This window comes from Adhaeribacter rhizoryzae (assembly GCF_008629685.1).
Classification (GTDB): domain Bacteria; phylum Bacteroidota; class Bacteroidia; order Cytophagales; family Hymenobacteraceae; genus Adhaeribacter; species Adhaeribacter rhizoryzae.
Genome location: NZ_VWSF01000003.1, coordinates 329,613 through 355,038 on the forward strand (window position 1 = coordinate 329,613; position 25,426 = coordinate 355,038).

The 25,426-nt window shown below is 43.0% G+C and carries 18 protein-coding genes; 8 read left to right on the top strand and 10 right to left on the bottom strand.

What is annotated here, in order from left to right:
- Position 1: 1 nt before the first annotated feature.
- From F0145_RS06390 to F0145_RS06410, 5 genes are all read right to left on the bottom strand, one after another.
- Positions 2-3,379: a hypothetical protein gene (locus tag F0145_RS06390; protein WP_150087481.1), complete on the bottom strand. Its 3,378-nt coding sequence runs from the start codon at positions 3,377-3,379 to the stop codon at positions 2-4.
- A gap of 6 nt (positions 3,380-3,385) precedes the next feature.
- Positions 3,386-4,372 carry a DUF4007 family protein gene (locus F0145_RS06395; protein WP_150087482.1) on the bottom strand — a complete coding sequence of 329 codons (987 nt, stop codon included), beginning with the start codon at positions 4,370-4,372 and terminating at the stop codon, positions 3,386-3,388.
- Between the two features lie 509 nt (positions 4,373-4,881).
- Positions 4,882-6,588 (bottom strand): hypothetical protein, encoded by a 1,707-nt coding sequence (locus F0145_RS06400; RefSeq protein ID WP_150087483.1) that lies wholly within the window; start codon positions 6,586-6,588, stop codon positions 4,882-4,884.
- 8 nt (positions 6,589-6,596) lie between these two features.
- On the bottom strand, positions 6,597-7,760 hold the full coding sequence (locus F0145_RS06405; protein ID WP_223815850.1) for a 3'-5' exonuclease: 1,164 nt from the start codon (positions 7,758-7,760) through the stop codon (positions 6,597-6,599).
- 20 nt (positions 7,761-7,780) lie between these two features.
- Positions 7,781-10,210, bottom strand: a complete 2,430-nt coding sequence (locus tag F0145_RS06410) for an Hsp70 family protein (protein WP_150087485.1) — start codon at positions 10,208-10,210, stop codon at positions 7,781-7,783.
- 549 nt (positions 10,211-10,759) lie between these two features.
- Here F0145_RS06410 and F0145_RS06415 point away from each other — a divergent pair.
- Positions 10,760-13,225, top strand: a complete 2,466-nt coding sequence (locus tag F0145_RS06415; protein ID WP_150087486.1) for a S9 family peptidase — start codon at positions 10,760-10,762, stop codon at positions 13,223-13,225.
- Positions 13,226-13,351: 126 nt separating this feature from the next.
- Here the strand turns inward: F0145_RS06415 and F0145_RS26795 are convergent, their stop codons facing one another.
- Both F0145_RS26795 and F0145_RS06420 read right to left on the bottom strand, forming a co-directional pair.
- Entirely contained in the window at positions 13,352-13,483 is a 132-nt protein-coding gene (locus F0145_RS26795; protein ID WP_262719609.1) for a hypothetical protein, read from the bottom strand.
- 11 nt (positions 13,484-13,494) lie between these two features.
- Positions 13,495-13,968 carry a hypothetical protein gene (locus F0145_RS06420; RefSeq protein WP_150087487.1) on the bottom strand — a complete coding sequence of 158 codons (474 nt, stop codon included), beginning with the start codon at positions 13,966-13,968 and terminating at the stop codon, positions 13,495-13,497.
- A 261-nt stretch (positions 13,969-14,229) separates the two neighbouring features.
- On the opposite strand from F0145_RS06420, the gene F0145_RS06425 reads away from it, so the two are divergent.
- Complete coding sequence (locus tag F0145_RS06425; protein ID WP_150087488.1) at positions 14,230-14,928, top strand: SOS response-associated peptidase; 699 nt, start codon at positions 14,230-14,232, stop codon at positions 14,926-14,928.
- Positions 14,929-14,996: 68 nt separating this feature from the next.
- On the opposite strand, the gene F0145_RS06430 is transcribed toward F0145_RS06425, so the two are convergent.
- On the bottom strand, positions 14,997-15,452 hold the full coding sequence (locus F0145_RS06430) for a helix-turn-helix domain-containing protein (protein WP_150087489.1): 456 nt from the start codon (positions 15,450-15,452) through the stop codon (positions 14,997-14,999).
- Between the two features lie 176 nt (positions 15,453-15,628).
- Between F0145_RS06430 and F0145_RS06435 the strand changes: the two genes are divergently transcribed.
- The 4 genes from F0145_RS06435 (at position 15,629) to F0145_RS06450 (ending at position 22,012) form a co-directional block, all read left to right on the top strand.
- Positions 15,629-16,084 carry a LexA family protein gene (locus F0145_RS06435; RefSeq protein WP_150087490.1) on the top strand — a complete coding sequence of 152 codons (456 nt, stop codon included), beginning with the start codon at positions 15,629-15,631 and terminating at the stop codon, positions 16,082-16,084.
- Between the two features lie 4 nt (positions 16,085-16,088).
- Positions 16,089-17,363, top strand: coding sequence for a Y-family DNA polymerase (locus F0145_RS06440; protein WP_150087491.1), 1,275 nt, complete (start codon positions 16,089-16,091; stop codon positions 17,361-17,363).
- Between the two features lie 664 nt (positions 17,364-18,027).
- The gene (locus tag F0145_RS06445; RefSeq protein WP_150087492.1) at positions 18,028-21,486 is read left to right on the top strand and encodes an RCC1 domain-containing protein; all 3,459 of its coding nucleotides are present in this window, start codon (positions 18,028-18,030) and stop codon (positions 21,484-21,486) included.
- A gap of 316 nt (positions 21,487-21,802) precedes the next feature.
- A complete protein-coding gene (locus F0145_RS06450) occupies positions 21,803-22,012 on the top strand; it encodes a DUF4113 domain-containing protein (protein WP_150087493.1) in 210 nt (69 codons plus the stop codon).
- Positions 22,013-22,355: 343 nt separating this feature from the next.
- Here the strand turns inward: F0145_RS06450 and F0145_RS06455 are convergent, their stop codons facing one another.
- A complete protein-coding gene (locus F0145_RS06455) occupies positions 22,356-23,135 on the bottom strand; it encodes a peroxiredoxin family protein (protein WP_150087494.1) in 780 nt (259 codons plus the stop codon).
- 341 nt (positions 23,136-23,476) lie between these two features.
- Positions 23,477-23,605 (bottom strand): hypothetical protein, encoded by a 129-nt coding sequence (locus F0145_RS26800; RefSeq protein WP_262719611.1) that lies wholly within the window; start codon positions 23,603-23,605, stop codon positions 23,477-23,479.
- A gap of 35 nt (positions 23,606-23,640) precedes the next feature.
- Here F0145_RS26800 and F0145_RS06460 point away from each other — a divergent pair, with 35 nt between their 5' ends.
- Complete coding sequence (locus F0145_RS06460; RefSeq protein WP_150087495.1) at positions 23,641-24,621, top strand: IS110 family RNA-guided transposase; 981 nt, start codon at positions 23,641-23,643, stop codon at positions 24,619-24,621.
- A 294-nt stretch (positions 24,622-24,915) separates the two neighbouring features.
- The gene (locus F0145_RS06465; protein WP_150087496.1) at positions 24,916-25,344 is read left to right on the top strand and encodes a hypothetical protein; all 429 of its coding nucleotides are present in this window, start codon (positions 24,916-24,918) and stop codon (positions 25,342-25,344) included.
- Positions 25,345-25,426: the final 82 nt, after the last annotated feature.

Consider the following 25,426-nt stretch of genomic DNA (forward strand, 5'->3'; position numbering starts at 1 on the left):
ACTACGCTTGATTCTCTTCTAATGAATCAAGCCATTCTAACACGGCAGCTCGTACCACGTGAGTTGGTGGGCGCTGGCCATTAGCGGGTTTGGCAATTTGGTCAAACTGCACCAACAATTGTTTTACTTGCTTGCGCTCCAATGCGGTAACGGATGGCCTCGCAGGAGCCATCGCTGGTGTAGTTCCATTCCAAACAGCTTGCAAAGCCGCACCGAAGGGCGCAGCATAGCTAGGAAAATTAGTCACATCACTATCACGCCAGAGGTTTGGCGGGCGGTTAGCCACAAGCGCAAGCACCCGCTCCAGATCAGCGGAAGGATTTTGGACATCTGTGAAACGGTTTACAAATGGGCTTAAAAAAGGTGGTAATGTGCGAGCTGGCAAAGCTTGAACCCGCTGGTGCAGGTCCAACCAACTATCTTCGCCACCTGGTAAGCCGCAGGCCTGAAGTAAATAATCCCTGGCTTGGTCACGGGCAGTAGGATAAGCTGCTGCCCATGCCTGTAATGCCTGGTTGAGCTGCGTAAAAAAATCTTCCACCTGCTTCTGTTCCGCAGGTGCATCGGCTAACCAGGATGGTAATCCAAGAGCAGCCGGAGCGGATTGGAACAGTAAAAATTCGGGAGCACTTGCCTTCTGGAAAGCCTCACGTAAGGCGAGGGCTGCAGCGGGCAAATGACGTGTCTGCTGGGTGAATTCAGGTAAGCTTGCTTGCATCCGAAGTAAACGGCGCACTACTGGCACAAGCTGGGGCTTAACGCCAGTTGCATTAGCAATACGCTCTACTACCGCTAACCGGGCTCCGGCAACCCGGCTATCCGCCAAGGCAAACATATCCGGCCGGCGCAGCAATAATTCCCAATCAGCTTCTTTTTCCTCGGCTAAAAATTGCCCCTCCCGATAAAGTGAAGTATCACCTTCCCGCACACGGCGGAATGCTGCTACCAATACCGGCAGAACCCCATCGGTAAGGCCATGGGGTGCAGCTCGTAAGTGGCTATAAAGACTAGGCAATGGCAAAGGCTCAGTGGCGTTAAACACTTGGTCCTCGATGGCTTTCCATGCAGGAACAAGATTGAAAGGGTCTGATTCGTCTGCTTGTTTAGGTGAGCGCCAAGCCCATACACCATTTTCGGTCCGGTAGTGAATACCCGTAGCTAAAAGCATAGATGCATACATAGCAAATTCTGGTGGAAAGCCTGTAAATCCCAAGCGCTCCTGGTGCCCTTGACTAAGCATGGCTTTTACCAATAAACTGCGAGCCGCAGCCCCAGCAGAGGACAATTGGCGGCGGTTAAGTATCTCGTTACGCAGAATAGCAGTATTAGGAAATGTACTATCAGCAAGTTGAGATAATTGACGGCTAAAGGCACCGGCATTAGCAAAGGCTTTTACTTCGCCATTCCAAAACCAAGTTGCAGCCATTGTAGGGGTTTCAGTAGGTTCTGCCATGCTACTATCTCCTCCTAAGGCAGGTCCATAAAGGCGGCCCCATTCACTACGGAAGAGCATTTCGGCCTCGTAGCGCCTCAATGCTAACTCCCTGCGACCGGCCCTGTCTCCTGCTAGTGCTGTTATGGTATCCGCTACTACGCGAGAAGCAGCTAAGTAATAGGCAGCTTCCCGTAATCCTTCTGTTTCCAAAGCTACTCCAACAAGAAGGTTTGGCTGGTTCAATCTTTGAGCATCTTTTTCCGCAAGATCTTGCGCTTGTTGGTTCGGAGCCAAGCAAAGTATAACCGTTAAGTCCGAAGAGAGCTGGTTAGTCCTATTAATTAAATCCGCAGGTCGAACCACTTCCACGCCAACCGGACGTAGGGTGCCAGTGCGGAACGAGTGCCGCCGCGCTATCAAACGAGGGAGCTGAAACAGAGTTTGATCGGAAGTAGCTAGAAGCAGAACATCACCTGATAATGAGGCACGAGCAGCATTCAGTTCTGCATCAATATCAACATCACCAACTTCCCAAAGGCGGTAACTATTCCGCGCACGGCTATACACAATAAGTGAGCGGCGCTCCAATTCAGTTAAAGCTTCTACCGCATCTACTCCAGGCCCCAAAGCGGCGGCTAGTACAGTGCGGGAAGCCGACAGGCGGGGCTCACGTAGCCAGTTTAAGAGAGCAATACATTTCAGGACTTTTACAGCTAAGAAGCTAAGAGCAGGCTCTTTGTTTATTGCTTGACTTACTAGCTCTACAGCCTCAAGCCATGTTCGGGCAGTTGGACCAGTATAATGAGTTAAAAGTACATCCCGTCCATAATCAAAAAGCGTATCTAAAGGGAAAAATGCAGGATTAGCAGGATCGTAGATCTGTTCGTTTAGAAATTGTCCTAACGCTCCATTTTCCTGTCCCTCCAGAAAATTAAAAATGCTTCGGTGACTTTGGCCAGCCCGCCGGAATAAGGCTGGCACAGCTAATAGGGTAACCGGATGTAAAGGGTAAGCAGCGCGGGCGAGCTGTTCAAATCGGTTGGCAAAGCCAACAGGAAGAAACTGGCTTTGATGATTTATAACAGGTTCAAGCTGGGCTGAAAAAGTACCATTAAGGTGTAAATTCGGATCATGGTAAAGTGCACGCCCAATAAGATCCATTCGTTCTACGTCTGAAGGAAAAAGGGGTAATTGGCGAAAACGCTGAGCTACTTTTGACCACTCTGCTTGTTGTGTTCGGCCGAGTCTGTAAGCATAAGCCTCAACATTTTGGTGCAATATGATTAGCACCCATAATTGGGTACCCTCTGGTGCCCTTGATGCAGCTTCTGCCAGTTCCTGAAGTACAAATACATCACCTGCTTGGGAGTGCCCAGCTGCATGCTCAAGGAATTTGCCTGCTTCATCCACTAACAGTAATAGACCTTCATGAACTCCGGCAGCAGCTACCGCTTGACCTGATGCTAAATAAGCGTTAGCCAAAGCTCGTGGATTAGGTTTCATTTCGGCCGAAAGTAAAGCTGGCGGCAGAGTTGGGGAGCCAGGAGCAGTTTCGAGTGCTAGGCGTAAGGCAGCTAATAACGCAGGTCCTATTGCTGCACGGGACCCCACTAGCGGTACCGGCAAAAGCTTTGGTACATCTGGCAAGTTATCTGGTAGTTTTACGTTAAGCTTAAATTGTGGATCAGACACAAGCCTTGCTAGGAAAGTCGCGAAAGCACTTTTACCAGCCCCATAAGGTCCAATAAGAGAAAGTGCCCGGTCAGCAGGTGTATGCTGTGCCCGAAGCACACCATTCAGAGCTTCAAGAGCAGAAGGAGTAAGAAAATAATTTTCAGGTGTAGTTGCTTGGGTAGCAAGGTCCCGCTCCAAATGAACCGACCGGCCAAAACGTGGCCGAACGGAAATTACATCAGATAGCGTTTGGGTAATTATATTAGACATAAAGGGTTACGCTAGATTAGGTGCAGCGACATAATGGTGGCGCAACAGGGATAAAGATTTAAGTGGTCCGTCAGAAGTTTTTATAACCTGGCGGACCAATGGAGTATCTTCAAAACGCAGGACTCCAGAGGTGAGCTCTTCGAGCTGGTCGAGGTAAGCCAGCGTGGAATCTTCATCAAGCTTGAAAACAACGCCTGGGGACCCCTCTGCATTAACAATATCGCGTACAGCTATGGTATAATTATTTAAATAATTCAATTGCCAGAATTCAATTAAAGCCCAGGCGAAAACAGAAGGTGGCAGACTTGGCTTAGGGCCAATGGCAAAGGTCAGCTGTTGATTACCACCAAAGCCAGACCGGACCAATCCCAACTCTCGTAAAGGGCAATCGAGACCATCTTCTGCATTTTGGCCCCGGTCGGAAGGGGCTAAATAAGTTTGAATAAAAACATTCACATCACGTTCTACCGTTTCCTGAGAGGAGGTTTTAGCGCTAATGGCACGGGCTGCAATGCTTACAGCATTAGCAAGAGAGGTGCTAGTCCACTCCCATTCTCGAAAAATATTAAATGCGAAAGCCCACGTAAAGGCAATTGAGCCGGGACCACAGAGATTCCAATGAAGAATCCAAAGGGTAGCTGGATCTTCCAGATAGGGATCCACACCATCATCAGCGAGTAAAAAGTCACCTAGTTCAGTAGGTTGTAAATCGACCCCTCGATCTGTAAGAGAGTTTGCTAATTTGGTCACTAATAACCAATGACGAATTGCCACAACCATATTTTTGCCCACTCCTAACTTTACAAGAGCGTCCTCATCTGCGAAAATATGTAAATTGGTTCGAAGCTCATCAATTCCTTTTTTTAACCAGGACGAACGGAGGGCAAAAGTTTGGTGACCTGTAAAGCTCGGAGCCTTCATTAGTAAGTCTCTTCCCGGAGAGGCTATTTTAGATGGTTTAATGATTGAGTTAGCTTGCGCCGGATTTTGCATTGAATAATATTATTTGAATAAAGAAGCACTACATTTTGCTGGAAGTTCGTAAAGAAAAACCAAAATAGCCTCCATTTCTATTTGTTTTTTTCTTATTAATTTATGGTTTATTAGCTTTATTACATAACCAATTGTGTGGCTTGAATTTACCAATGCTTGGGATGCAAATGGCTTGAAAAAATTCGAATTATTAATTTCTAAAAACGTATAGTATTTCGACATAATATGCCAGGGGACCTTATGTAAACAAGTAATCGCAAATTTTTAAAAGACACCTTCAGTGAATTGGAGCTGCTGAGGTATGTAATATGCTTTGGACACCATCCATGATTACTACTACCAATACTAGAAAACCGGTGTAGTGGTCATTGCAGTCCAACTTGAAACATTCCACAGACAATACTAAAGGACAACCACTCATTCTATTCCTAAAAGGCCGGTCTACCCAATATAACCTTCATAAGTTAAATTTAAATGAATAATTTAGACTTGGGAAAATATCAAAGATTTTATTCATTTTGACTATTACTTCTAGGTTCTGGAACGGTAACTAATTCCAATGTTTCACCTAGTATAGAGTCATTCTTATCTGTAGCTTTTGACATTTGCCCCTTTTTTGCAGAATTAATACTGGGCTGCTTTTCTGATTTCTTTTTATCCGTCTTTGATGCAGGTTTAACTTTTTGTTCTTTACCTAGTAAAGTCTCTTGCTGAATAGATTCACTTGCTTCAGTTACTATTATAGGGACCCCTGATTGAACATCACTTTGATTAAGCTCTCGTGCTGAACCAGCGAATGTTAAGTCTAATTGCTCAATAGTCTTTATTTTTCCTACTCTTGATTCTTTTTTTGTTTTTGGAGAAACAGACTTACCCCGTTCCTTAAGAAGGGCCTTCTTAACCGTCCGGTCCTCCTTTAAAATTTCTAATTCAGGTGTTAAAGTCTGTTCCTGCATTCGAACATCATCTGCAGAAATGGTATGTTCCGTAAATTGTTGAGTTGTTTGCCCTATCTCGGTGGCAGTATTTATTGATATTACTTGATGTTCCATTTGCTGGGGTACACTAGCAGTTGGAGTGGCTTCATCTATTTCTTTACCTTCAGTAAGGTCTTTATTTATTAAACTTTCCTCTTTCTCATTACCATTTAGGCGCTTTGTATCGATTTCTGGAGCTTTAAAAAATGCCTTTACCGCAGGTAATTGAGGCTGTGCTTGGTAAATATCCAGGTTAAGTATATTGTAATATTCATCATAAAACGTTTTGAACTTAAAGAAAGCACCCAACAAAATTATAGCTGCTTTAAATTCTAGGGGAAAGGTGGTTTTAGCATAAGAGAAAGCTGGGGAGCCTTTAATAGCAGTAAAACTTTCAGCATTTCTTATTTCTTCTTTTAAGAATAAGAAAAGTGGCGCCAATACATAAAGTTTAAGCTCACCAAATTGAGATTTAGATTTATATCCAGCCGCCAATGGGTCATTTTCTATCTTTTCAACAATTTTTTCAAAATTTAATTTTTGGTTTAATGAAAAAAGTTGAGTTAGCAGGTTATGTAGTTTGCTGCCCTCAAAAGCTATTTCTTTGGAATAAGCAAATAATTGCCCCGCATCAAAAAAGTAACCAATTCGTTCTTTTGGAAAATAGTCGTACCGTTCGTAAGTAAGCAAGTATGCCCAGTACTCTTCATCTTCTAGCTCGCTCGCTTTTTTGCCTTTGCTTCTTAAGTCTAAACCATGAAATATTTTTTCAGGTCCTATAAGTGCTAAAACTTGGTCTTTATCAGTGGCCTCATCAAGGTAAATTTCCCAAAGCGCTTCAATCCCCTTGAGGCATTCTTGTTTAATTATAAATTCTTCGGCTATTGCCAGACTGGACTCAAACAAAGGTTCTCCCAAAACAATCCGATCATCTATCTTTTGAGAAATAGATAACTTAGCATGTTTAGAAAGCGGATAAACAGTAGTTAATTGTTGTATTTCAAACTTAGTATTACCTGGTTTTAATTCGCCTTCCTGTTGTAAATGGAGTATTACATATTCCTCATCATACTCGAAGGGGGTAATTTGGCTGAGAAGCTTTAGAAGTTCATCCTTTTGAGATTGCTGTATTGCTCCTTCAAAAGGTATAAGTAGTGCATCTGGCACAAAGGTATATCCAAATCTGTAGAATAGGGTAAATTGTTGCCTTAATACAGGCGTTAAGAAATGATTTCTCATAGCTAAAATTAAAAGTCAAAGTCGCTAACTGTCTTTTGTGGATTTTTAGGTTTTAAAAGGTTAGCAATATTAATTTCGGTACAATCATTTTTAAATTTGTCGAGGAAATCATGGGTGTACCCAAAATAGGTAAAGTATAAGTTCTTTCTACTGCGGGTCATTGCTACCATAAATAAGGTTTCTACCTTATTAGACCCTATATAAAGGCTGCTATTCACGAAAGGAATAAACACATTGTCAAAATCTAATCCCTTAGAGCTATGGTAGGTCATGATAATAATATCTCTGTTTACTTCTGCGTCGGTTAAAGAGCCATTTCCATTACCAATATATTGAGCTTTTATGCCATTGCTTTTGAGATGCCTATTCATTTTTCCAAAGTCTGGTTTACCATAATAATTGTTTACTACATTCCAGACTGGCTTATTCTCAGACGCGAGAAGTTCGTTTACAAACTTAATTATAAGCTTTGCTGTAGGAATAAGGATGGCACACGTATCACCTATACTAGCTCCATTTTTTGCTTCTTTGTACACATACTTTATTTCTTCTTCCGTAGAAGAAGCCTCGCATATTCGAATATTCACGTCAACTTTGGTTAAGTCTCTTTTAGCACCCCAAATATTTATAGAAGGCAGAATCTTTTGCACAGCTACAATAATAGACCGGGTTAAGCGGTGTATGGTATTAAGCATGAAAGGGCGTGCCTTAATAAGATCCCCTATACTATCGGGGTCTACTGTTGCATCACGCCATTTAGGGTCCTGGTCGTAAATGGACTGGTTGGAATCTCCAGCAACAATAACTTTCTTAGCTCTTGTTTGCATGGCATAAAGTACCCGTGATGGAAGGTCCTGTACCTCATCGCAAAACAGATAGTCATAGAAATCATGCCGCTTATCTACAAATTCATAATAAGTCATAACAGGAACTTTGTTAGAAATCCCCAGTTCTCTTAATCCTGCCTCAAACATATCTTTGAGAGAATGTGTGAAGACTATAATGGCAGCCTTGGCATTTGGCTCTTTTCTTAATATGTCCCGGAGAGAGTGGACCAGCAGAACAGATTTCCCACTTCCGGCAAATCCTTTAATCCAAATGTTACCTACCTTCCTTGACTCTGTATTGACAAAATCCCGCTGATCGGGATCTAATTGGTCTTCTCTAATCATCCAGGCCATATTATTTTTAATTAAACTTTTTTAAGTTTGTTTTCTACTGCGGTTTGGGTAAGGTTTTCTGAATTGTAGAGCGAATCACCTTTAAATCTTGGTGCAGCCTCTCTTACCTGCTGAGCAAAATCTTTCATATTCAGTTTCTCAGCAGCTGATGATAGCCAACCATAATTGTTTCGGGATAATTGATTTGTATCATATTCCTTCTTCCAGATATCAAAGGCTTTCTGTATCATCTTAACTCCTTCAGGATTTCCCTCCGTTTTATACAAAGAGCCTAGTTCATATAAGCTGTGTGGTTTCTCGGGGTCTAGTTCGATTGATTCCTCTAATATCTCTTTAAATTTTAGTTGGTCTTTATGTTTTAGCTTATAAGCATAATTGAAAGCAACTGTAGCATCTTTATCCTTTTCAAATGCTTGCTCATAATACTCTAATGCCTTGTCATCATAACCTGCACTTGAATAAAGAACCCCTAAATAATTAAAATTAGAATTTTGGGGATATAGTTGATTTAATAATTCAAGTGTCTCTGCGGCCCGTAAATAATTTTCTACCCTCTCATAAGCTTTAAAAAGAACCTTAAGTCCATCTTTAGTGGGTTTGCCCCCATTCATTTCAGCCTCTACGTTAGCTTGCCTCTCAGCTTTAAGCACAATACGTTCTTCAGCGGTAAGGTCCTTGTTGGCAAATGGGTTGATAGGTTCTACAATTACCATTTGTCCGGCAGCGGATGCTCTGGCATGCAGAACTTTATCTGAATTAACCTCCAGCTCAAGCCGTACTGCGGTATTTTTCTTAAAACCTAGCGGGTCGCCACTTACTATTTTTATATTATAAAGCAATTTGCTGGTATTTCCCAAGCACACAGGGAGCTCAATGGCTTGCTGGCCATCTGTGTGGGTTACCAGATCATCAATTACAATCAGGTCGCAAGGTATAGTGGTACCAGCCCTTAATATTACTTTCGGGGTTTCGTCTTTTGTAATAACCAATATAGGCTCACTCGTTATAGGTTGAATAATGTTTTTGTTAAAACCATTATAAACTAAAGAGTGGATAGCAGCACCTGCAGATACATGTGTTTGCAAGTCATTTGGAATTAATAATTCTGACTCAGGAAAATAATCTTTTAAAGAAGCCTGGATATAAGGGTTTTTAGAGCTTCCTCCTATAAAAAGTACATAATCAACATCATTTTTAGGAAGGTTAGCTTTGTTAAGGGCGCTGTAAATAGGGTTGTAGACACTGATAAATTCATCCTGACCAATTCCTTTTGTGGTCGATCTTTGATTTCCGACCTTGGTGAAGACAGCCATTGCATCGGCGAATTGTTTATATGTTAACTTAGGTTCCGTTAAGGTTAATAGTCCTTTGCTGGTGTCAATTTCTATAGAATAACCAAGAGATACGGTAGTGGTACTGACCGCAGTAGCCGGAAGTATTCTCTCAGACATTTGCAAGCCAACCGTATTACAAATCATTATTTTTAGCTGTTCTGCTGCTTTGAGCAGCTTAGGTACAAGACTTTTGTTAATTTCAGGTGTTCTGAAATCCTTTTTCGTTAAACCATTCTCTATCCAAAGCTGTGGTAATAGATATTCCAGCACTAAGTACCGGTCAATGTCGTCACCACCCAACTTCTCAAACTTTGAAATTGATAGGTTTTTAGAATAGATTCCCTGGTGGTCTTTACCAATTTCCAAAATAGAAACATCACAAGTTCCCGCACCAAAGTCAAAAACCAAAACATTTAAATTATAATTATCGGGCAATTTCAACGCTTGGCCTGTGGCTGAAGATTGTTGCACATAGCTTAGGAATGCTGCGTTAGGCTCGTCTATCAAAGCTTGTTTGTTGACCGATATGCCATTTTGCTCAAGGGCCTGCACCAATTCTTTCCTTTGGTTCGCTTCAAAAGATGCTGGTATACTTACTGCATATTGTATATGAGTAGGCAAGTTTTTACTTGCTATATACCTGTCTATCTGAGCTTTTAGATAGGTAAAAAATACTTTCGCTGCATCTTTTGGTGTTTGGATGGTATACTTGCTACTCTTATTCAGTTCGCTGTTAAAGTATTTTGGACCTAAATCTTCACCAAGCTCCATTTTAAAGGAATACCAAACATTAACACCTTTTTTTAACACATATTTTAAGTCTGATGCTCCTTCACCTACTAAAAGCTGTTCGTTATACCACGCAACCACCGTTGGTATTTTCTCCGAGGACATAACTGTGCCATCAACAAGCTTCTGATTAAGCCAGATTGCTTCAGTACTTAAACCTTTTTCTCCGCTGCCTAAAGTAGCTATTGTGACAACAGTAGTGGATGTTCCAAAATCTATACCGATGAAAGTCTTATTAGATAAGTTAACACTAGGTGTTGATAGGTTGTCATATTTTAGAGCTGGAAATAGACTTTGTACTGATATATTAGTTGGCATGTGATAAAAATATGGATGCTTAAGGGAAGGTTGATGCTTCAGTAGCAAATATTAATTTACTGCTGAAAAAAACAGTTTACTCTTTTAAGATAGTTAATATAGGTATTTCGAGTTTATGGACTGAGAACCTTTAAATAGGAAATTAATCATAAAATAAACAAATTTTTTTATTATTATTAATTAGCTATACTTAATACTTCCACTTAATTCAATAGCCTATCACCAGAGCGTTCAGGCAAAAGCTTTTCAGAAGCAGGTATATTATTATCGTAAATACATCAAATATCAATACCCTCCGGGCGAGTTGGGGCACTTACCGGATTTCCGTGGATGCAATTGAAAAAAAAGCCAGCAATAATTTACTTACTGCCTTGCCGGACCAGTTACAAGTAACGCTGTAATCTAAAGCAGATACTGGTCCCACGCAGTAATATTGTACCTGATAAAGTTAGACTTTAGGATTATCTCTATTTTATGTATAGTTTAGGTAAGCTAAGCTTATTATCAAACTAATAAGGTATCTTTAGATACACTATTAATTTCTAGCCTATGAAATTTCTACCCAATCTTTATTTGCGGCAAAGTCTTGTTTTTTGGCTATTCCTGGTCGCACCGGTTGTTCCTATACTGGCTCAGGAGGTAAACACCTACCAGACCCCTCCTAAACCACTGGCAGACTTGGTGACTGTGCCCCCCACGCCAAGAGTAAGTGTTTCGGATAAGACCCAGGTCATGCTCATCCTGGAACAGGCTGCTGCTCCTTCTATTGCCGAACTAGCGCAACCCGAACTTAGACTGGCGGGGTTACGAATGAACCCGGCCAACAATGGCCCTACCCGGACCCGCTATATTACCGGCATAAAAATCAAAAAACTTTCGGGCAAAGAGGAAGTGGCTTTGAAAGGATTACCTGCCCAGCCCCAAATTAGCAATGTGCAGTGGTCGCCGGACGAAACCAGGTTTGCGTTTACCAATGCTACTGATAACCAGATTGAACTTTACCTGGCCGATGTAGCCACTGCTACCGCTCGGAAAGTAGGCAACCTTGCCCTGAATAGTGTATTGGGTTCACCTTTCTATTGGGTATCCGATGGGAAGAGCCTTATTGTAAAAACTATTCCAGCCGGCCGGCCCCCCACTGTTACGCCCAGCCGCGTGCCCGCTGGCCCCACTACGCAGGAGAACCTGGGCCGCAAATCCCAGGCACCCACTTACCAGGATTTATTGAAGAACCCTTCCGACGAGCAACAGTTTATTTACTATGCCACCAGCCAAATCATGCGGGTAGGTTTAGATGGTCAAGCTACCCCTATTGGCAAGCCCGGCATTATTGCCTCCGCGGACCCTTCGCCGGATGGGAAGTACGTGTTGGTGGAGACCTTCCACACGCCTTTTTCCTACTTGGTGCCGGTGTACCGGTTTCCGCTTATAACCGAGGTTTACACCATAGCTGGCGCGCTTGTTAAAACCCTGAACGATTCTCCATTACAGGATTATATTCCCTACACCCCCGATGGTGCGCCTACCGGCCCCCGGGATTTTAACTGGCGGGCGGATGCGCCGGCTTCCGTGTACTACACCGTAGCCCAGGACAAAGGAGACCCGAAGGTGAAAGTGGACATCCGGGATAAGGTGTATCTGGTGGAGGTGCCTTTTACGGGTGAACCAAAAGAAATTTACGCTGCCCAGTACCGGTTCGAGAACTTTGCCTGGGGGAGCGAAACTGTAGCCTTAGCGCACGAGCAATGGTGGCAAACCCGGAAAGCCATCACGAAAGTAGTTAACCCGGGTACCTGGCAAGCGACTACCCTTTTTGACCGCTCGTATGAAGACCGCTACACCGACCCGGGAGAACCCGATATGAAGCACAACCAATTTGGCCGTCCGGTTCTCAACTTACTGGCCAATGACCAGGTGCTGATGCTTAACAACCTGGGCGCATCACCCGAGGGTGACAGACCGTTTGTCAGTTTGTTAAACCTGAAGACCAAGCAAGCCAAACAACTATGGCGTTCAGCGGCGCCTTACCTGGAACGTCCTATTTCGGTACTCGATGCCGGCAAGCAGGTAATCTTAACCACCCGCGAAACTCCCAGCGAGAACCCGAACTATTTCATGCGCAGCCTGAAAGGCCGCAGCAAGCCGGTGCAAGTGACTAGCTTTGCCCATCCTTACCCACAACTCAAAAACGTGCAAAAACAACAACTCCGTTACAAGCGGGCGGACGGGGTAGAGTTAACCGCCATGTTATACCTGCCGGCTGGTTACAAAAAAAGTCAGGGACCTTTACCTACTTTTCTGTGGGCTTACCCAGCTGAATTTAAAAGTAAAGATGCGGCGGGCCAGGTATCCGGTTCTCCTTACCAGTTTAACCGGATTAGTTATTGGGGAGCCGCCGCCTTTGTAACCATGGGCTACGCTATTCTGGATAACGCCAGCATTCCGATTGTAGGGGAAGGTGACAAAGAACCAAATGATACCTACGTAGAACAATTAGTATCCAGTGCGAAAGCTGCTGTTGAAGAAGGCGTTCGTTTAGGGGTAGTAGATTCTACCCGGATAGGTGTGGGTGGTCATTCTTACGGGGCATTCATGACGGCTAATCTCTTATCCTACAGCCGCATGTTCAAAGCCGGGATTGCCCGCAGTGGTGCTTACAACCGGACCTTGACGCCTTTTGGCTTCCAGAATGAACAGCGTACTTACTGGCAGGCACCTGAGGTATATAATAGAATGTCCCCTTTTATGAATGCCGATAAGATGAAAACGCCCTTGCTGCTTATCCACGGGGAAGCGGATAACAATACCGGTACTTACCCCATCCAATCCGAACGTTACTTTAATGCCCTAAAAGGCTTTGGGGCCACCACCCGGCTGGTGCTACTGCCTTACGAAAGCCACGGCTATACGGCCAAAGAATCCCTGCTGCACATGCTCTACGAAATGAATACCTGGTTAGACCGGTACGTGAAGAATGCCAAGACAAATGCCACGTTAACAGGACAGGCAAAATAGGTATAGGTTGTTATTTTTTTCTTTAAGATTACTTATCAAAGCCCTGGCACATCCAAGCCGGGGCTTTCTTATTGCCTAGACTTCATTAGTTAAGTTGAAGAAATCTACCAATTACTGCTCGGCCGATTAACTAATTACATCCGATAAGTCCACCAAATCCAAATAAGGCTCCAGGCATTGTTGGCACTTGAATGTTCGCACTTTAACAATATGATTCTGCACCTGGTCAAACCAGACCTCGGCAAAGAATTTACCCATATAGTAAACTATTAAGGTTGGCTAGGATATGGATTATTATCAGCAGGAATAAATTCTTTTGGCCTTATAATTTGAAATGCTATTTGGGGATTCTTGGTAGCTAACCATTGAAAAAGTTCTTCGGCTTTACCAACCCTGTGGGGACTAGGTAATTCAACCTTCTTATTATCTACATAAACCCATAGTTTTAAAGCTTTATTATGGGTAAAGACCATCTTGCTTATTTCTGAATAATTTACTCTAACCTCCTTTTTAAAGAGACCTTCTTTTAGGAGCAGAAATGAATCCTGGAACCCGACAACTGAGTCAAAAATGGTAAAATACTGCCGAAAGAAAAGGAATAGTATAGTTATTATTCCGGCATCCATTAACGCTACCATTCCAAACTCAAATTGGCTTTGGAGGTAACTTACTATAAGGCTGTTAAGAATTATAAATAAGAAAAATGTTTTCCAATTTCCCTTGGAGAATTTAAATCTGGTCATCCTTTCGCTCCTTTACCATTTAAACAGAAAAGATAAATACTTTATTTTATTAATGCACAAACCAAAATCTTTCTTCCTATTCAATTAATTGTCATCTTACTAAATTACTTATTTATTATCTCCTAGTTACCAGAATTGTATTATCAGTAAACAAATAAAATGTAGAAGCAGGTGCCTGTTTGCTTCACTAAAAACCCTCTCTTTCCGTAACCTTTTTTATAGAATTATTATAAGTACGATTATACTGTAAAAAATAATTATATGTGCGGACGTTACTCCTTGGTTAAAAAGAGCATTCCCAAAGAACACCGATATGCGGCTAAGTTTGCTGGCATTGAACCGGAGCCTACATACAATGCGGCCCCTTCCCAACTACTGGCTGTTATACCAGCTGCCACGGATATAGCCCAGTTCTTTTCCTGGGGTTTGCTGCCGAGTTGGGCCAAAGATGCAAAGATGCACCGCCCCATTAATGCCCGGGCTGAAACGCTGACCACCAACGGCATGTTTCGGAATCTGCTCTCCCGCAAGCGCTGCCTGGTACCCGCCGATGGCTTTTATGAATGGCAAGTACAAACCCAACCGCAGACGGATATGTTTGGCAATCCCCAAGCCAGCAAAGGCAAACCTAAGAAGCAACCTTTTCGGATTGCCTTGAAGAATGAGGAGCTGTTCAGCTTTGCCGGCTTGTATGACTCCTGGGTAGATAAAAGCAGTGGTGAAGAAATCAAAACCTTTACCATCATCACCACTGAGGCCAATGAACTGGTCAAACCCATTCACGACAGAATGCCCGTTATTCTCACGCCGGAAGCCGAAGAACTGTGGTTGAACGAACAGGAGAAAGACGTAAAAGACTTGCTTAAGCCCTATGATGCAGACAAAATGAAAGCCTTCCCCATTTCTAATCTCATCAATTCTCCCACCAACAACAGCCCGGAGGTGCTAAATTCGTTATAGGAACTACCATTAATTTTCGCCCAAGAATCTGTTGGTATCTGGTCTAACGTTTTATGGTATTGACTTAGTTAAGCCCTGGCAAAAGCTACTGGATTACCATCCGCATCGGCAAAAAGAGCCCCTTGGATATATGGTCTTTCACCTTTACCCTGTTTTAGATACAGCCGATGAAACTCCACCCAGAAAGCAGCATCATACCCCAAATACTGCTGTTCTATTATGCTATTTTGCGCCTTATAGACAACCTTCTCAATCTGGTGCTCCATAATTTGGCCATTATTAGGCAGCCGTTTCATCACCTCCAAAAGCTGGTCTATTTTTTCTTCCCGGCTGCTGGCGGGCAGTTCAACCACATCAGCGAAAATTTCTACTGCTAAGCGCTCGCTGATAGATTCGGGAATAGGTAACTCACCATTTTCGTAATGGCTAATTATCTTTTCGTCTGCTAAGCCTAAGAAAGTAGCCATTTGCAACAAAGACAAACACTTTTTTTTGCGGAATGCTCTAAATTGTTCTTTTTTCATAGTCGTAGTTATGGTTAACTGATAAGCATTGATTCTGAATAATATAAAGCTAATATCTATAGCAAATAAATAGTAAATGAAAATAATTGCTAATAAATATTAATATTAATTTCTCTTATATATGGCTTTTTTGTTCTTAAGTTTCGTATTTGCTAAATATTTTAGCTTATATAACTATGAAAAACGCGCCTCCTTTACTCGTGGATACTTCCGGTGTGAAGTTCCTGCCTATTAGTTTAGACAGCTCTTTGCTTTTGCCGCTGTATGGTTCCAGGATTTCGGCTGGCTTCCCCAGTCCCGCCGAAGATTACCTTGAACTTAGAATTAGTATAGGCGAGTTAATTACCAGTAACCCCACCAGTACTTTCTTTGTCCAGGTGCACGGCGACTCCATGCAGGATGCCAAAATCTATGAGGGCGATATTTTAGCCGTGGATAGGTCTGTTAAAGCCCAATCCGGGGATGTAGTAGTGGCTAAGGTATACAATGAGTTTACGGTTAAGCGGCTTATAATCAAAGGCCAGAAATATTATCTGGTACCCGAGAATAAGAAGTATCAACCTTTGGTGATAACTGAAGAGATGGGCTTTGAGGTTTGGGGGAAAGTAGTTACGGTGCTGCATAAACTATAAGCCCATGACCAACTTATTTGCTTTGGTGGATTGCAATAACTTTTATGTGCGTTGCGAGACCCTTTTTAGGCCGGACTTATTAGGTAAACCGGTTGTAGTGCTGAGTAATAATGATGGCTGCGTGATTTCCCGCTCCCAGGAAGTTAAAGATTTAGGCATTAAGATGGGAACGCCTTTCTTTGTGATGAAGGAGTTAATCCAGCAGCAAGGTATTACTTACTTTTCCAGCAACTACGAACTCTACGGCGATATGAGCCTGCGGGTCGTGGAAACCTTACGTACCTTCAGTCCCAATGTAGAGGTTTATTCGGTGGATGAATCTTTCTTGGACTTAGGAGACTTTAAGTTTATAGACCTGCCGGCATATGCCCGCAACATCAAAGAAACCCTCTACCAGAACTTAGGCCTACCCGTCTGCGTGGGGGTTGCGCCTACCAAAACCTTAGCCAAGATTGCGAACCGGCTTGCCAAGAAATCAAAGAAAGCAGAAGGTTGTTTAATCCTGACGGACCCTTACCACATCGAAGAAGCCTTAAAACGAACGGCAGTGGAGGATGTCTGGGGAGTAGGCCGTCAATATGCTAAGTTCCTGGAGAGTGCTGGGATTAAAACGGCTTATGAACTACGAAATACGACAGATGCCTGGATAAAAAAGCATTGCAGCGTGGTGATGCTGCGCACCGTGAAAGAACTCCGGGGAGAACCCTGTGTAGACCTGGAGTTAAACCCGGCCGATAAACAAAACATCTGCACCAGCCGTAGCTTTGGTAAACCAGTAGCTGAATTCGATGCCTTACTGGAGGCAACTACCAGTTATGCCGCTAAATGTGCCTATAAGCTGCGTAAACAAAACAGTTGCGCGAAAGAACTAGTTGTCTTTGTTACCACCAACCGCTTTGCCGATACCATCCAGTATTTTAACAGCCAAAAGATAAAGCTGCCCACAGCTACTAACAGTGACCTGGAATTAATCCGGTATACCAGACAGGCCTTGGAAAGCATTTATAAGCCTGGGTATCAGTACAAGAAAACTGGTGTAGTGGTAATGGACATCGTGCCAGAAAAGAACGTACAACTAAATCTGCTGGATACGACCGACCACGCTAAAGAACAAACCCTCATGCATTTTCTGGATGACCTTACGGCCAAGTTTGGAAAAGATACGGTGAAAGTGGCTTGCCAGGGTACGAAGCAGAAGAAAGGCTGGAACCTGAACCGGGAATTTCTTTCCCCCTGCTATACTACCAGGTTTCAAGATATACTGACAATAATTATATAAGGCTATCTCTTGAAAGAAAAAATAAAAGACCAACAGCAAAGTAATAGTATTATATAATTATTTTAGCAAGATATAAAAGTCATAATACTTAATTGATTATTAATAATTGTAAAATATTTTTATAAACATTTTAATTAATAATTTTAAAATACCTAAATATAGGTATGGATAAATATTAAATATCCCTCTATATTGCCACTTTCATGCATTCAGAAACTTAACCATTGAAGTGAGCAACTCTTTTTCAAGCCTATTAATTTATTACCTCAAGAAAGTACATCCTAGTTAAAGTACATCCTAGTTTTAGCTGTCTATCTTAACCTTGGTCTATGGCTCCGCTTTTTATGCCGTAGGGTACTATTCTTTTGTGCTTTCAAAAAATCTAAACCTAAATATTTTTATAACACATGGAACACTTCAACGAAAATTTAAAACGGTACTATCCTGAAAATTCTAATAAAGTAAGGTCTATTGGTTTAACGTGCAGGAGTCCTAATAAATCTAATACAATAGCAATAGGCCTTTCTTGTCTATTTTTTTAATAATAAGGGCAAGCTGCTCATAAAGCTTTAAGCATGCGGTGCAGCTTCCAGCTAAGATTAACTCAATCTAAAAGGAGCAATTTTTCAAATCTTAAATCAATATTAATTTAGTTAGATACTACATGAAAATAAAATTTATACCCATATCTCAATTCCTTAACCTAAATATTAACAATACATTACCCTCTATTTTACTATCCCTAGTTTGTTTTCTTACCTTAAGCCAATCACTTTTTGCCCAGTCATTAGCACAAGGAGGAGGAGGTGTTAGCTTTAGCTCCTTAGTTGTCACAGCAGATGGCAGAACCTTCACTTGGGGAGGGGAATCTGATGTACAATTAGGAAATGGAACTATAGGTAATAGTACCACCCCTATTGACATATCAGCTTATGGGGACCTTGCTGGGAAAACTATTGTGAAAATAGCCAGCGGTCGTTGGAATTCCCTAGCACTTGATTCTGATGGTAGTGTTTATGCTTGGGGAAAAAATAGTCTAGTGGGTTTAACGAGCGGTAATAATGTAGAAAGTGACAAACTGCCCCGGAAAGTGGATGGGCTTTCTGATATTATTGCTATTGCCGTAGGCTTTGAACACTCTCTGGCCCTTAAATCTGATGGTACAGTTTATGCCTGGGGATATAGTTCAAAAGGAGAGTTGGGGAACGGCCTTACTTATCAAAACAATAATCCCTATTATCCTTATTATTATAGTTTTTACCCAGTGCAAGTGAAGGACCTTGCCGGGGTTACCGCAATAGCAGCGGGTGCCTGGACTTCTTATGCCGTTAAATCAGACGGTACCGTTTATGCCTGGGGTTATCATACTGGCAATTTATTAGAAGATGGTACTTATGGTAATAGCTCCGTGCCGGTCATGGTAAATGGAATCAATGGAGTTACGGCCATAACAGCTGGCCCTGACAACATTCTGGCTCTTAAATCTGACGGAACAGTATATAAATGGGGATACCTAAGCGAAGTTGGAAGTAATCCATTAGCATTTGGCAGAGTGCCGGAACAAGTTCCTGGTTTAACAGATATTATTAAAATAGCATCCGGCACCTACCATGACTTGGCCGCTAAATCAGATGGAACTGTTTATGCGTGGGGTAATGGTAGTAGTGGTCAATTAGGGGACGGAATTGTTTACAATGGGCCCGACGTTTATGGCAGTGCAGTGCCAGTGTTAGTTAAAAATCTAACAGGAGTTGTTGATATTGCTGCTGGCTTTACCCACTCTCTTGCCATCAAGGGAGATGGCAAAATGTATGCTTGGGGGAATGGATATAATGGTGAATTAGGAGTTGGTACTTCTGAGAATAGTGCCGAGCCTGTGCTGGTACCAGTTTCACTTAAACCTTCGATTGCAACTAATTCTTTACCGAGTAACATGTTTTACGCGGGACAAAAACTCAATGTAGGTTTCACAACGGACAATTACAAAGATAGTGATAACTATTCGGCTCAGTTATCCGATGCAACCGGCAGCTTCAGTTCACCTGTAACAATTGGCACCTCATTTGGATGGACAGGAAATTATTTTCAGATTATCTGTACTATACCTGCTAATACACCTCCCGGAACCGGGTATCGTATCCGTGTAATAAATTCTAACCCTGCTTTGTATGGCTCTGACAATGGAGTTAACCTCACTGTTCATGCCTCACCTGCAAGTATTACCTGGCAAGTACTAGAAGATTTTGAGCGACCTAATCCTTGGTCTTGGTTACCATGGAAGGGGCCTGGGGATAACGTGCCAGTTTCCGGAACAATTTCCACTTCTGCGGCCCATTCCGGCCAAAATGGAATCAGAGATGTTTATTGGGGTTATAGAGCTGATGTGGCAATTGGAAATTCAGGAGACAAAATTTCGATGTGGGTTAAAGACAGAGCATCTATTGGATTTCAGGCACATTATTTAGAAACTCATTCCTTTGCTGTAGGCGATAACAAAATTTCCTTTAACTATCTTCCAGGGTATTTGTGGTACCCATGGCGGGAGCTGAGTTCGAAAGAATTCGAAATGCAGCCTGATAAATGGTATAGGATTGAAGTTACCTTTGTAGGGGGAGCTGTTGAGGGAAGAGTTTTTGATACGGATGGGGTAACGGAATTAGCCTATTTAAGGTCCAGTTATTACTACAGAGGAACAACAGGTATAGCCATGTCAGGCAACTATATAGATGATATTTCCTATTATCTAGCACCTCAAAGTTCAATTGCAACTTCTTCCATATCGGGTGATGCTTTTTGTCAAGGACAGGCCATTCATGTACCGTTTGTAGTTACAGGACTTTTCAATTCAGATAATACCTTTACGGCACAATTATCTGATGCGGAAGGGAATTTTAGTTCTCCGGTAACTATAGGAACTATCACCGGCACGGCCTCTGGCACTATCAGCGCCACAATTCCGACTAATACACCAGTTGGAGCAGGTTACCGCATTCGGGTAGTAAGTTCAAACCCTGTAATTACCGGCACAGATAACGGCGTTAATTTTAAGGTAAACCCTGCTCCAACCTTAAATAGCATTACAGCCCCAATTACACCGGTACAGGTTAATGCCCCTATCACAACTAGTGCTACCTTTAACGAGATTAACCTCAAAAATGCTAGTTGGGCTTGGGGAGATGGCCATACGTCTGCGGGAAAAGTAAATGGTTCTGTAATATCAGGCAATCATTCCTATTCTTCTCCGGGTGTATATACCGTATCATTAACAATTGAAGATGCCTGTGGCAATACCGCCACCAGTGAGTATCAATATACAGTAGTCTACAACCCGCAGGGCTATTTTGTAACCGGCAGTGGATACATCAATTCTCCGAGCGGTGCTTTAAGAGGCCAAACTGAGGTGAAAGGTAAGGCTATTTTTGGTTTTGAAGCTAAGTATCAGAAGAATGTGGCTACTGGTCCGGGAACGTTACAGTTTCAGGTTGGCAATTTCAACTTTAAGAGTACCTCTTACGAAGAATCTGTAACCACAATTTCCGGCAATAAAGCTTATTACAAAGGTAAAGGGACAATAGCTGGTAGAGCTGGTATTTTTGGCTTTATGGTCTCTATCATAGATGGCCAGTACAATGGCGGTACTGGTCCGGACCGGTTCAGGATTAAGATATACGAATTATTAGCCGGAGGAAAAACTGGCAAAACAGTATATGATAACTTACTACCGACTAAAAAAGGGGAACAGGCTGATAATGCTGATTTAACCAAAGATAACAACACCATCATTGGTGGAGGCTCCATTCTGATTCAAAATTCAACTGGCAAGAAAAACGAGAGGGTGGCTGACCAGGTAGATTTAGGAACAGTAGCGTCCATGCTGACAACCTATCCTAACCCATTTAAAAACAAGACTACCATTGCAGTTTCATTTAAGCAGGATGAAGAATATACCTTAGATGTCTATGACCTGAAAGGTGGTTTCGTAAAACACCTCCAAGTTGGAAAGGCGAAAGCCGGGACATCAATCCAAGTCACATGGGAACCCAAGGAGTCTGTTAAAGGTGTTTATTTAATCCGGTTAGTTACCCAAAATGGTGTTCAGCATTTACGAACGGTGAAAGAATAAAAGCCTACACAAACATTTTCAAAATAGCCGTCTGAATTAATTAGACGGCTATTTCTTTTTATTTACTATTTTATCTTACAAGGGGTTTGGAATATGCCCCAATTGATTGGGAAGAATATGTTATTTCCTCAATTATCCTTTCATGAAAAAAGTTAATTCCAACAACTGCCTTTTGCTGATGTTGCAATAGAACAATCAATTACGTTGCAATAGAACAATCAAGTACAAGAACAAGGCAACTGAGGATATTGTTAGGGCTTAATAATAACACAAAATAACCAATAGGGTATTAACGGATATTGTGCTGTAAAACAGGGTGCAGCTAAACCTGCTGGATACCACCGACCACAGCAAAGAACACATCCTGAAGCAGTTTCTGGATGACCTTACGGCCAAGTTTGGGAAAGATACGGTGAAAGTGGCTTGCCAGGGTACGAAGCAGAAGAAAGGCTGGAACCTGAACCGGGAGTTCCTTTCTCCCTGTTATACTACCCGGTTATTAGAAATCTTAACCATCCAGATATAAAAGAAGATTGTTGCTAAGACAGAAAAACAATTCTTCTGATAGAAGGTAATTAAAAACTCATCCAGCCATTCCATTGCCAATGTGTAACCTTCTTTAAATACCCGCAGGGGTACGCATGTTCCAACGGGCATGGGCGCTCCACCAAGAATCTCAAGGGAACTCTGCGCGACATCCGTCACCGATGGCATTGTTGCCCTCCGTCCGGGTGGTGCGCCCTGCCAAGTAAACAGCAGCGAACCGAACTCGTTTCAAGAAACACTGTGGCCTGCCCCGTGGTCGGTCCTAATACAGAGTCGGTCTACCACACAGAGCAACCAAGGTCCATCGGGTCTCCGCAGTTGATTTACTTAGCGATGAGCCGCTCGATTGCAGCGCGAACCCGACCCATGTCATTCGCGCACATCGCGTGCTGCTCGGAACCGTTGTTATCGTGGTATTCCATGCCCGGATGGACGAACTGGATAACCCCGGACTTGTCCAGGATGAACGTCACCGAGGTCGCCGGTCTCTCGGGTCCCGTCAGCCACCACTCCTTGAGGGTTTTAGTCCGCCACTCCCAGTCTATCGCTACCGGGAACTGGAATTCCCTGGCATTGACCGCACGCTGAACGCGCTCGACATCGAGCGGATCATCCCTCCCGGCCTTCGGATGGAACACGCCGATTACTGTAAGGCCGCGGTCTGCGTATTCCTCGTGCAGCGCTCGAAGCGCAGGGGCGCTGCTGGCACAGAAGGGACAGGTGTCCGTCCACCATCGAATCAGCACAACCCGTCCCTTTAGGTCCTCCAGTGACAAGGGCTCAGAGTTGAGCCAGGCATTGAACTGGAACGGGGGCGCGGCAACACCGATGCGGTCGTCACCGGCAGAGCGGTCCAAGGCGGCTAGGTCCGTTAGCCCCTTTACGATTTTGGCATCCGCATCAGACGCAGACATTCCACTCGCGATGTAGATCTCCCGTTGGTGCGCCCAGGACATCACAGGTGTGTATTTGTTACTGGTGGCCGCCTCTGAGTGGTGTGCCTCGTGGTTTTCAATGGTGGGGGCAGGCGTGATACACGAGAGCATCGCACTACATAGTGCCAGGACCAAAATTCCCCCGAGTACATCTATTCGCTGTTTCATTGGGTTTTTCTTTTAGATATGGTTAGTCATTTATTCAATTTTTGTCACTAATTACCACTTACTTGTGTGTAAACACCATTATTACTTTTAGCTACCCTTATCCTAAAATTTCAACTATATTATACTTACTAATATACAATATTTTTATGTTAAAGTACAGTACTAAAGGGTGAGAGGATTATGTTTGATTTTCTAGGGAAAGTACAAGAAAAAGCCATCGAAAAATTGCCGCTCAGAATGCTGGAAAGAGGTTTCTGCTGATAACTCCTATTATCCTATGTTTGTAATGATGGTTATATTAGGGTAAAAAGAGAAGAAAGGAAGGAGTAAGATTTATCCTTTTATTTGGCCTGAAGAGCCTGTTTAACATGAGAATCCCTTTCCTTTTCTATGGTTACTTTGGACAGTTCCATTAAGCCTTTAGAGCTTGCATCAGGATAGAGAAAGCCACCATAGTCTGCTCTTTTCAAATTATTTTTCTTCCCTTTACTAAAAACTTAAAGTTATGGCTACCCCAGCCAAACCCAAAGTAGTAGGTATTGATGTGAGTAAAGATTCCTTAGCCATCTGCCACCTGGTAGAGGAGAAGGTGCAGCACTTGGAAATGGAAAACAGCAAAGCTGGCTTCCAGCAGTTGGTTAAGCAATGCGGCACGGAGAGCCTTTATGTCATGGAGGCTACGGGTATTTATTACCTACAGCTGGCTTATTACCTGTATGAGCAGGGAGCACCGGTAGTGGTAGTGAATCCGGTTATTATCAAGCGCTTCATCCAGATGCATCTGGGTAAGGGCAAGAGCGACAAGAAAGATGCCCAATGGATTAGGCGTTATGGAGAGCAGACCCAAGTGGCTTACTGGCAACCAGAAGAGCAGGTAATTGTGGAATGCCGGCAACTAGAGCAGCTTACCGAGCAGTTCATCAAGCAGAGGACTATGGTCATCAACTCCCTGGAGGCGCTGGAGCGGCAACCTGTGGTAAGTGAGCTCGCTGTTAAAAGTCTGAAGCAAACCCTCAAGATGCTGGAAAAGCAAATAAAGCAAATTCAGGATAAGTTACTGGTCACACTGGAAAAGGCTTTTGCGAAAGAGATAAAATTGCTCTCTTCGATTCCAGGGATTGGCAGAAAAACGGCCGGCATGCTGCTTTTATTTGCCGGTGGCTTTCGGAACATAACCAACTATCGGCAACTGATTGCCAAAGCTGGTTTGTCGCCTCGGGAGTTTACCTCTGGTTCTAGCATCCGCGGCAAGGTGCGTATCACCAAGATGGGCGGCAGCTTAATTCGAAGCAAATTGTTTATGTGCAGCTTCTCAGCTAAGGGGTCCAATGCGGCATGCAAAGCGCTCTACGAGCGGCTGGTAGCCAAAGGCAAGAATGGAAAAGTGGCTTTAATTGCGGTCTGCAATAAGCTCCTCAAACAAGCTTTCGCCATTGTCAAATCTTCCATTCCCTACCGCCCTGATTTTGCTAATATTTCGGCCTGAAAACCTTGACTTTTAACACAGTTCATGTTAAACAAAGGTGGTTCTCTGGGTTTAGTTATATTATAAAGAGGGACATTGGGTGAAGACTTAGAGCCAGGAAGGGCTAAAACACGAGTAGTCGTGCCAACAAGCGTAGCTTAATGGAGAGGTGAACCTTTACACTATTTGAAGTTGCCGAAACTTAAAGCAGGTATGTTATTTGAATTACTGAAATATATCTTAAATTACTTCTATTAATATTGAAGGTGCCCAAAATTTGAGCTTGATTCCTCTTTCTTATTGGCAGATTAACGTATGGAACTACATTCATTATCCGCTGGCATATACGAGTTCCGCAATTCCTATCTGCACCTGGTGGTAGATGATGCCATTAAGCTTTTGTATTCAGAGTGGCTCCGCCCGCCCTCCAGTCAGGAATATCGGGAAGCTGCTACTATTTTTGCCGGTTGCCTGCAGCAGAAAGGTATCAAGTACTGGATTCAGGATACCAATAACTTGGGGGAGGTACCAGTGGAAGACTTAAAGTGGGTGCTCCAGGAGTTAGTACCAGTTGGGGCCGCATCCGGCCTCCAGAAATTAGCGCGCATTACCTCGGACGATAGAAATCTAGGAAGATTTATGGAAACAGCTGCCCAAACCCAAGCGAAGCTCAATGCCGCGATTGAAGTACAACAGTTTGAAACGTATCGAGAAGCCGCTTCCTGGATTGATGACCAACTATGATTTACTTTAACCTTAATCCAGTAAAACCCTTAACAATGTTCGTTAGATTAGTTCTCCAAAGGATAAAGCAATTTGTCTTTAT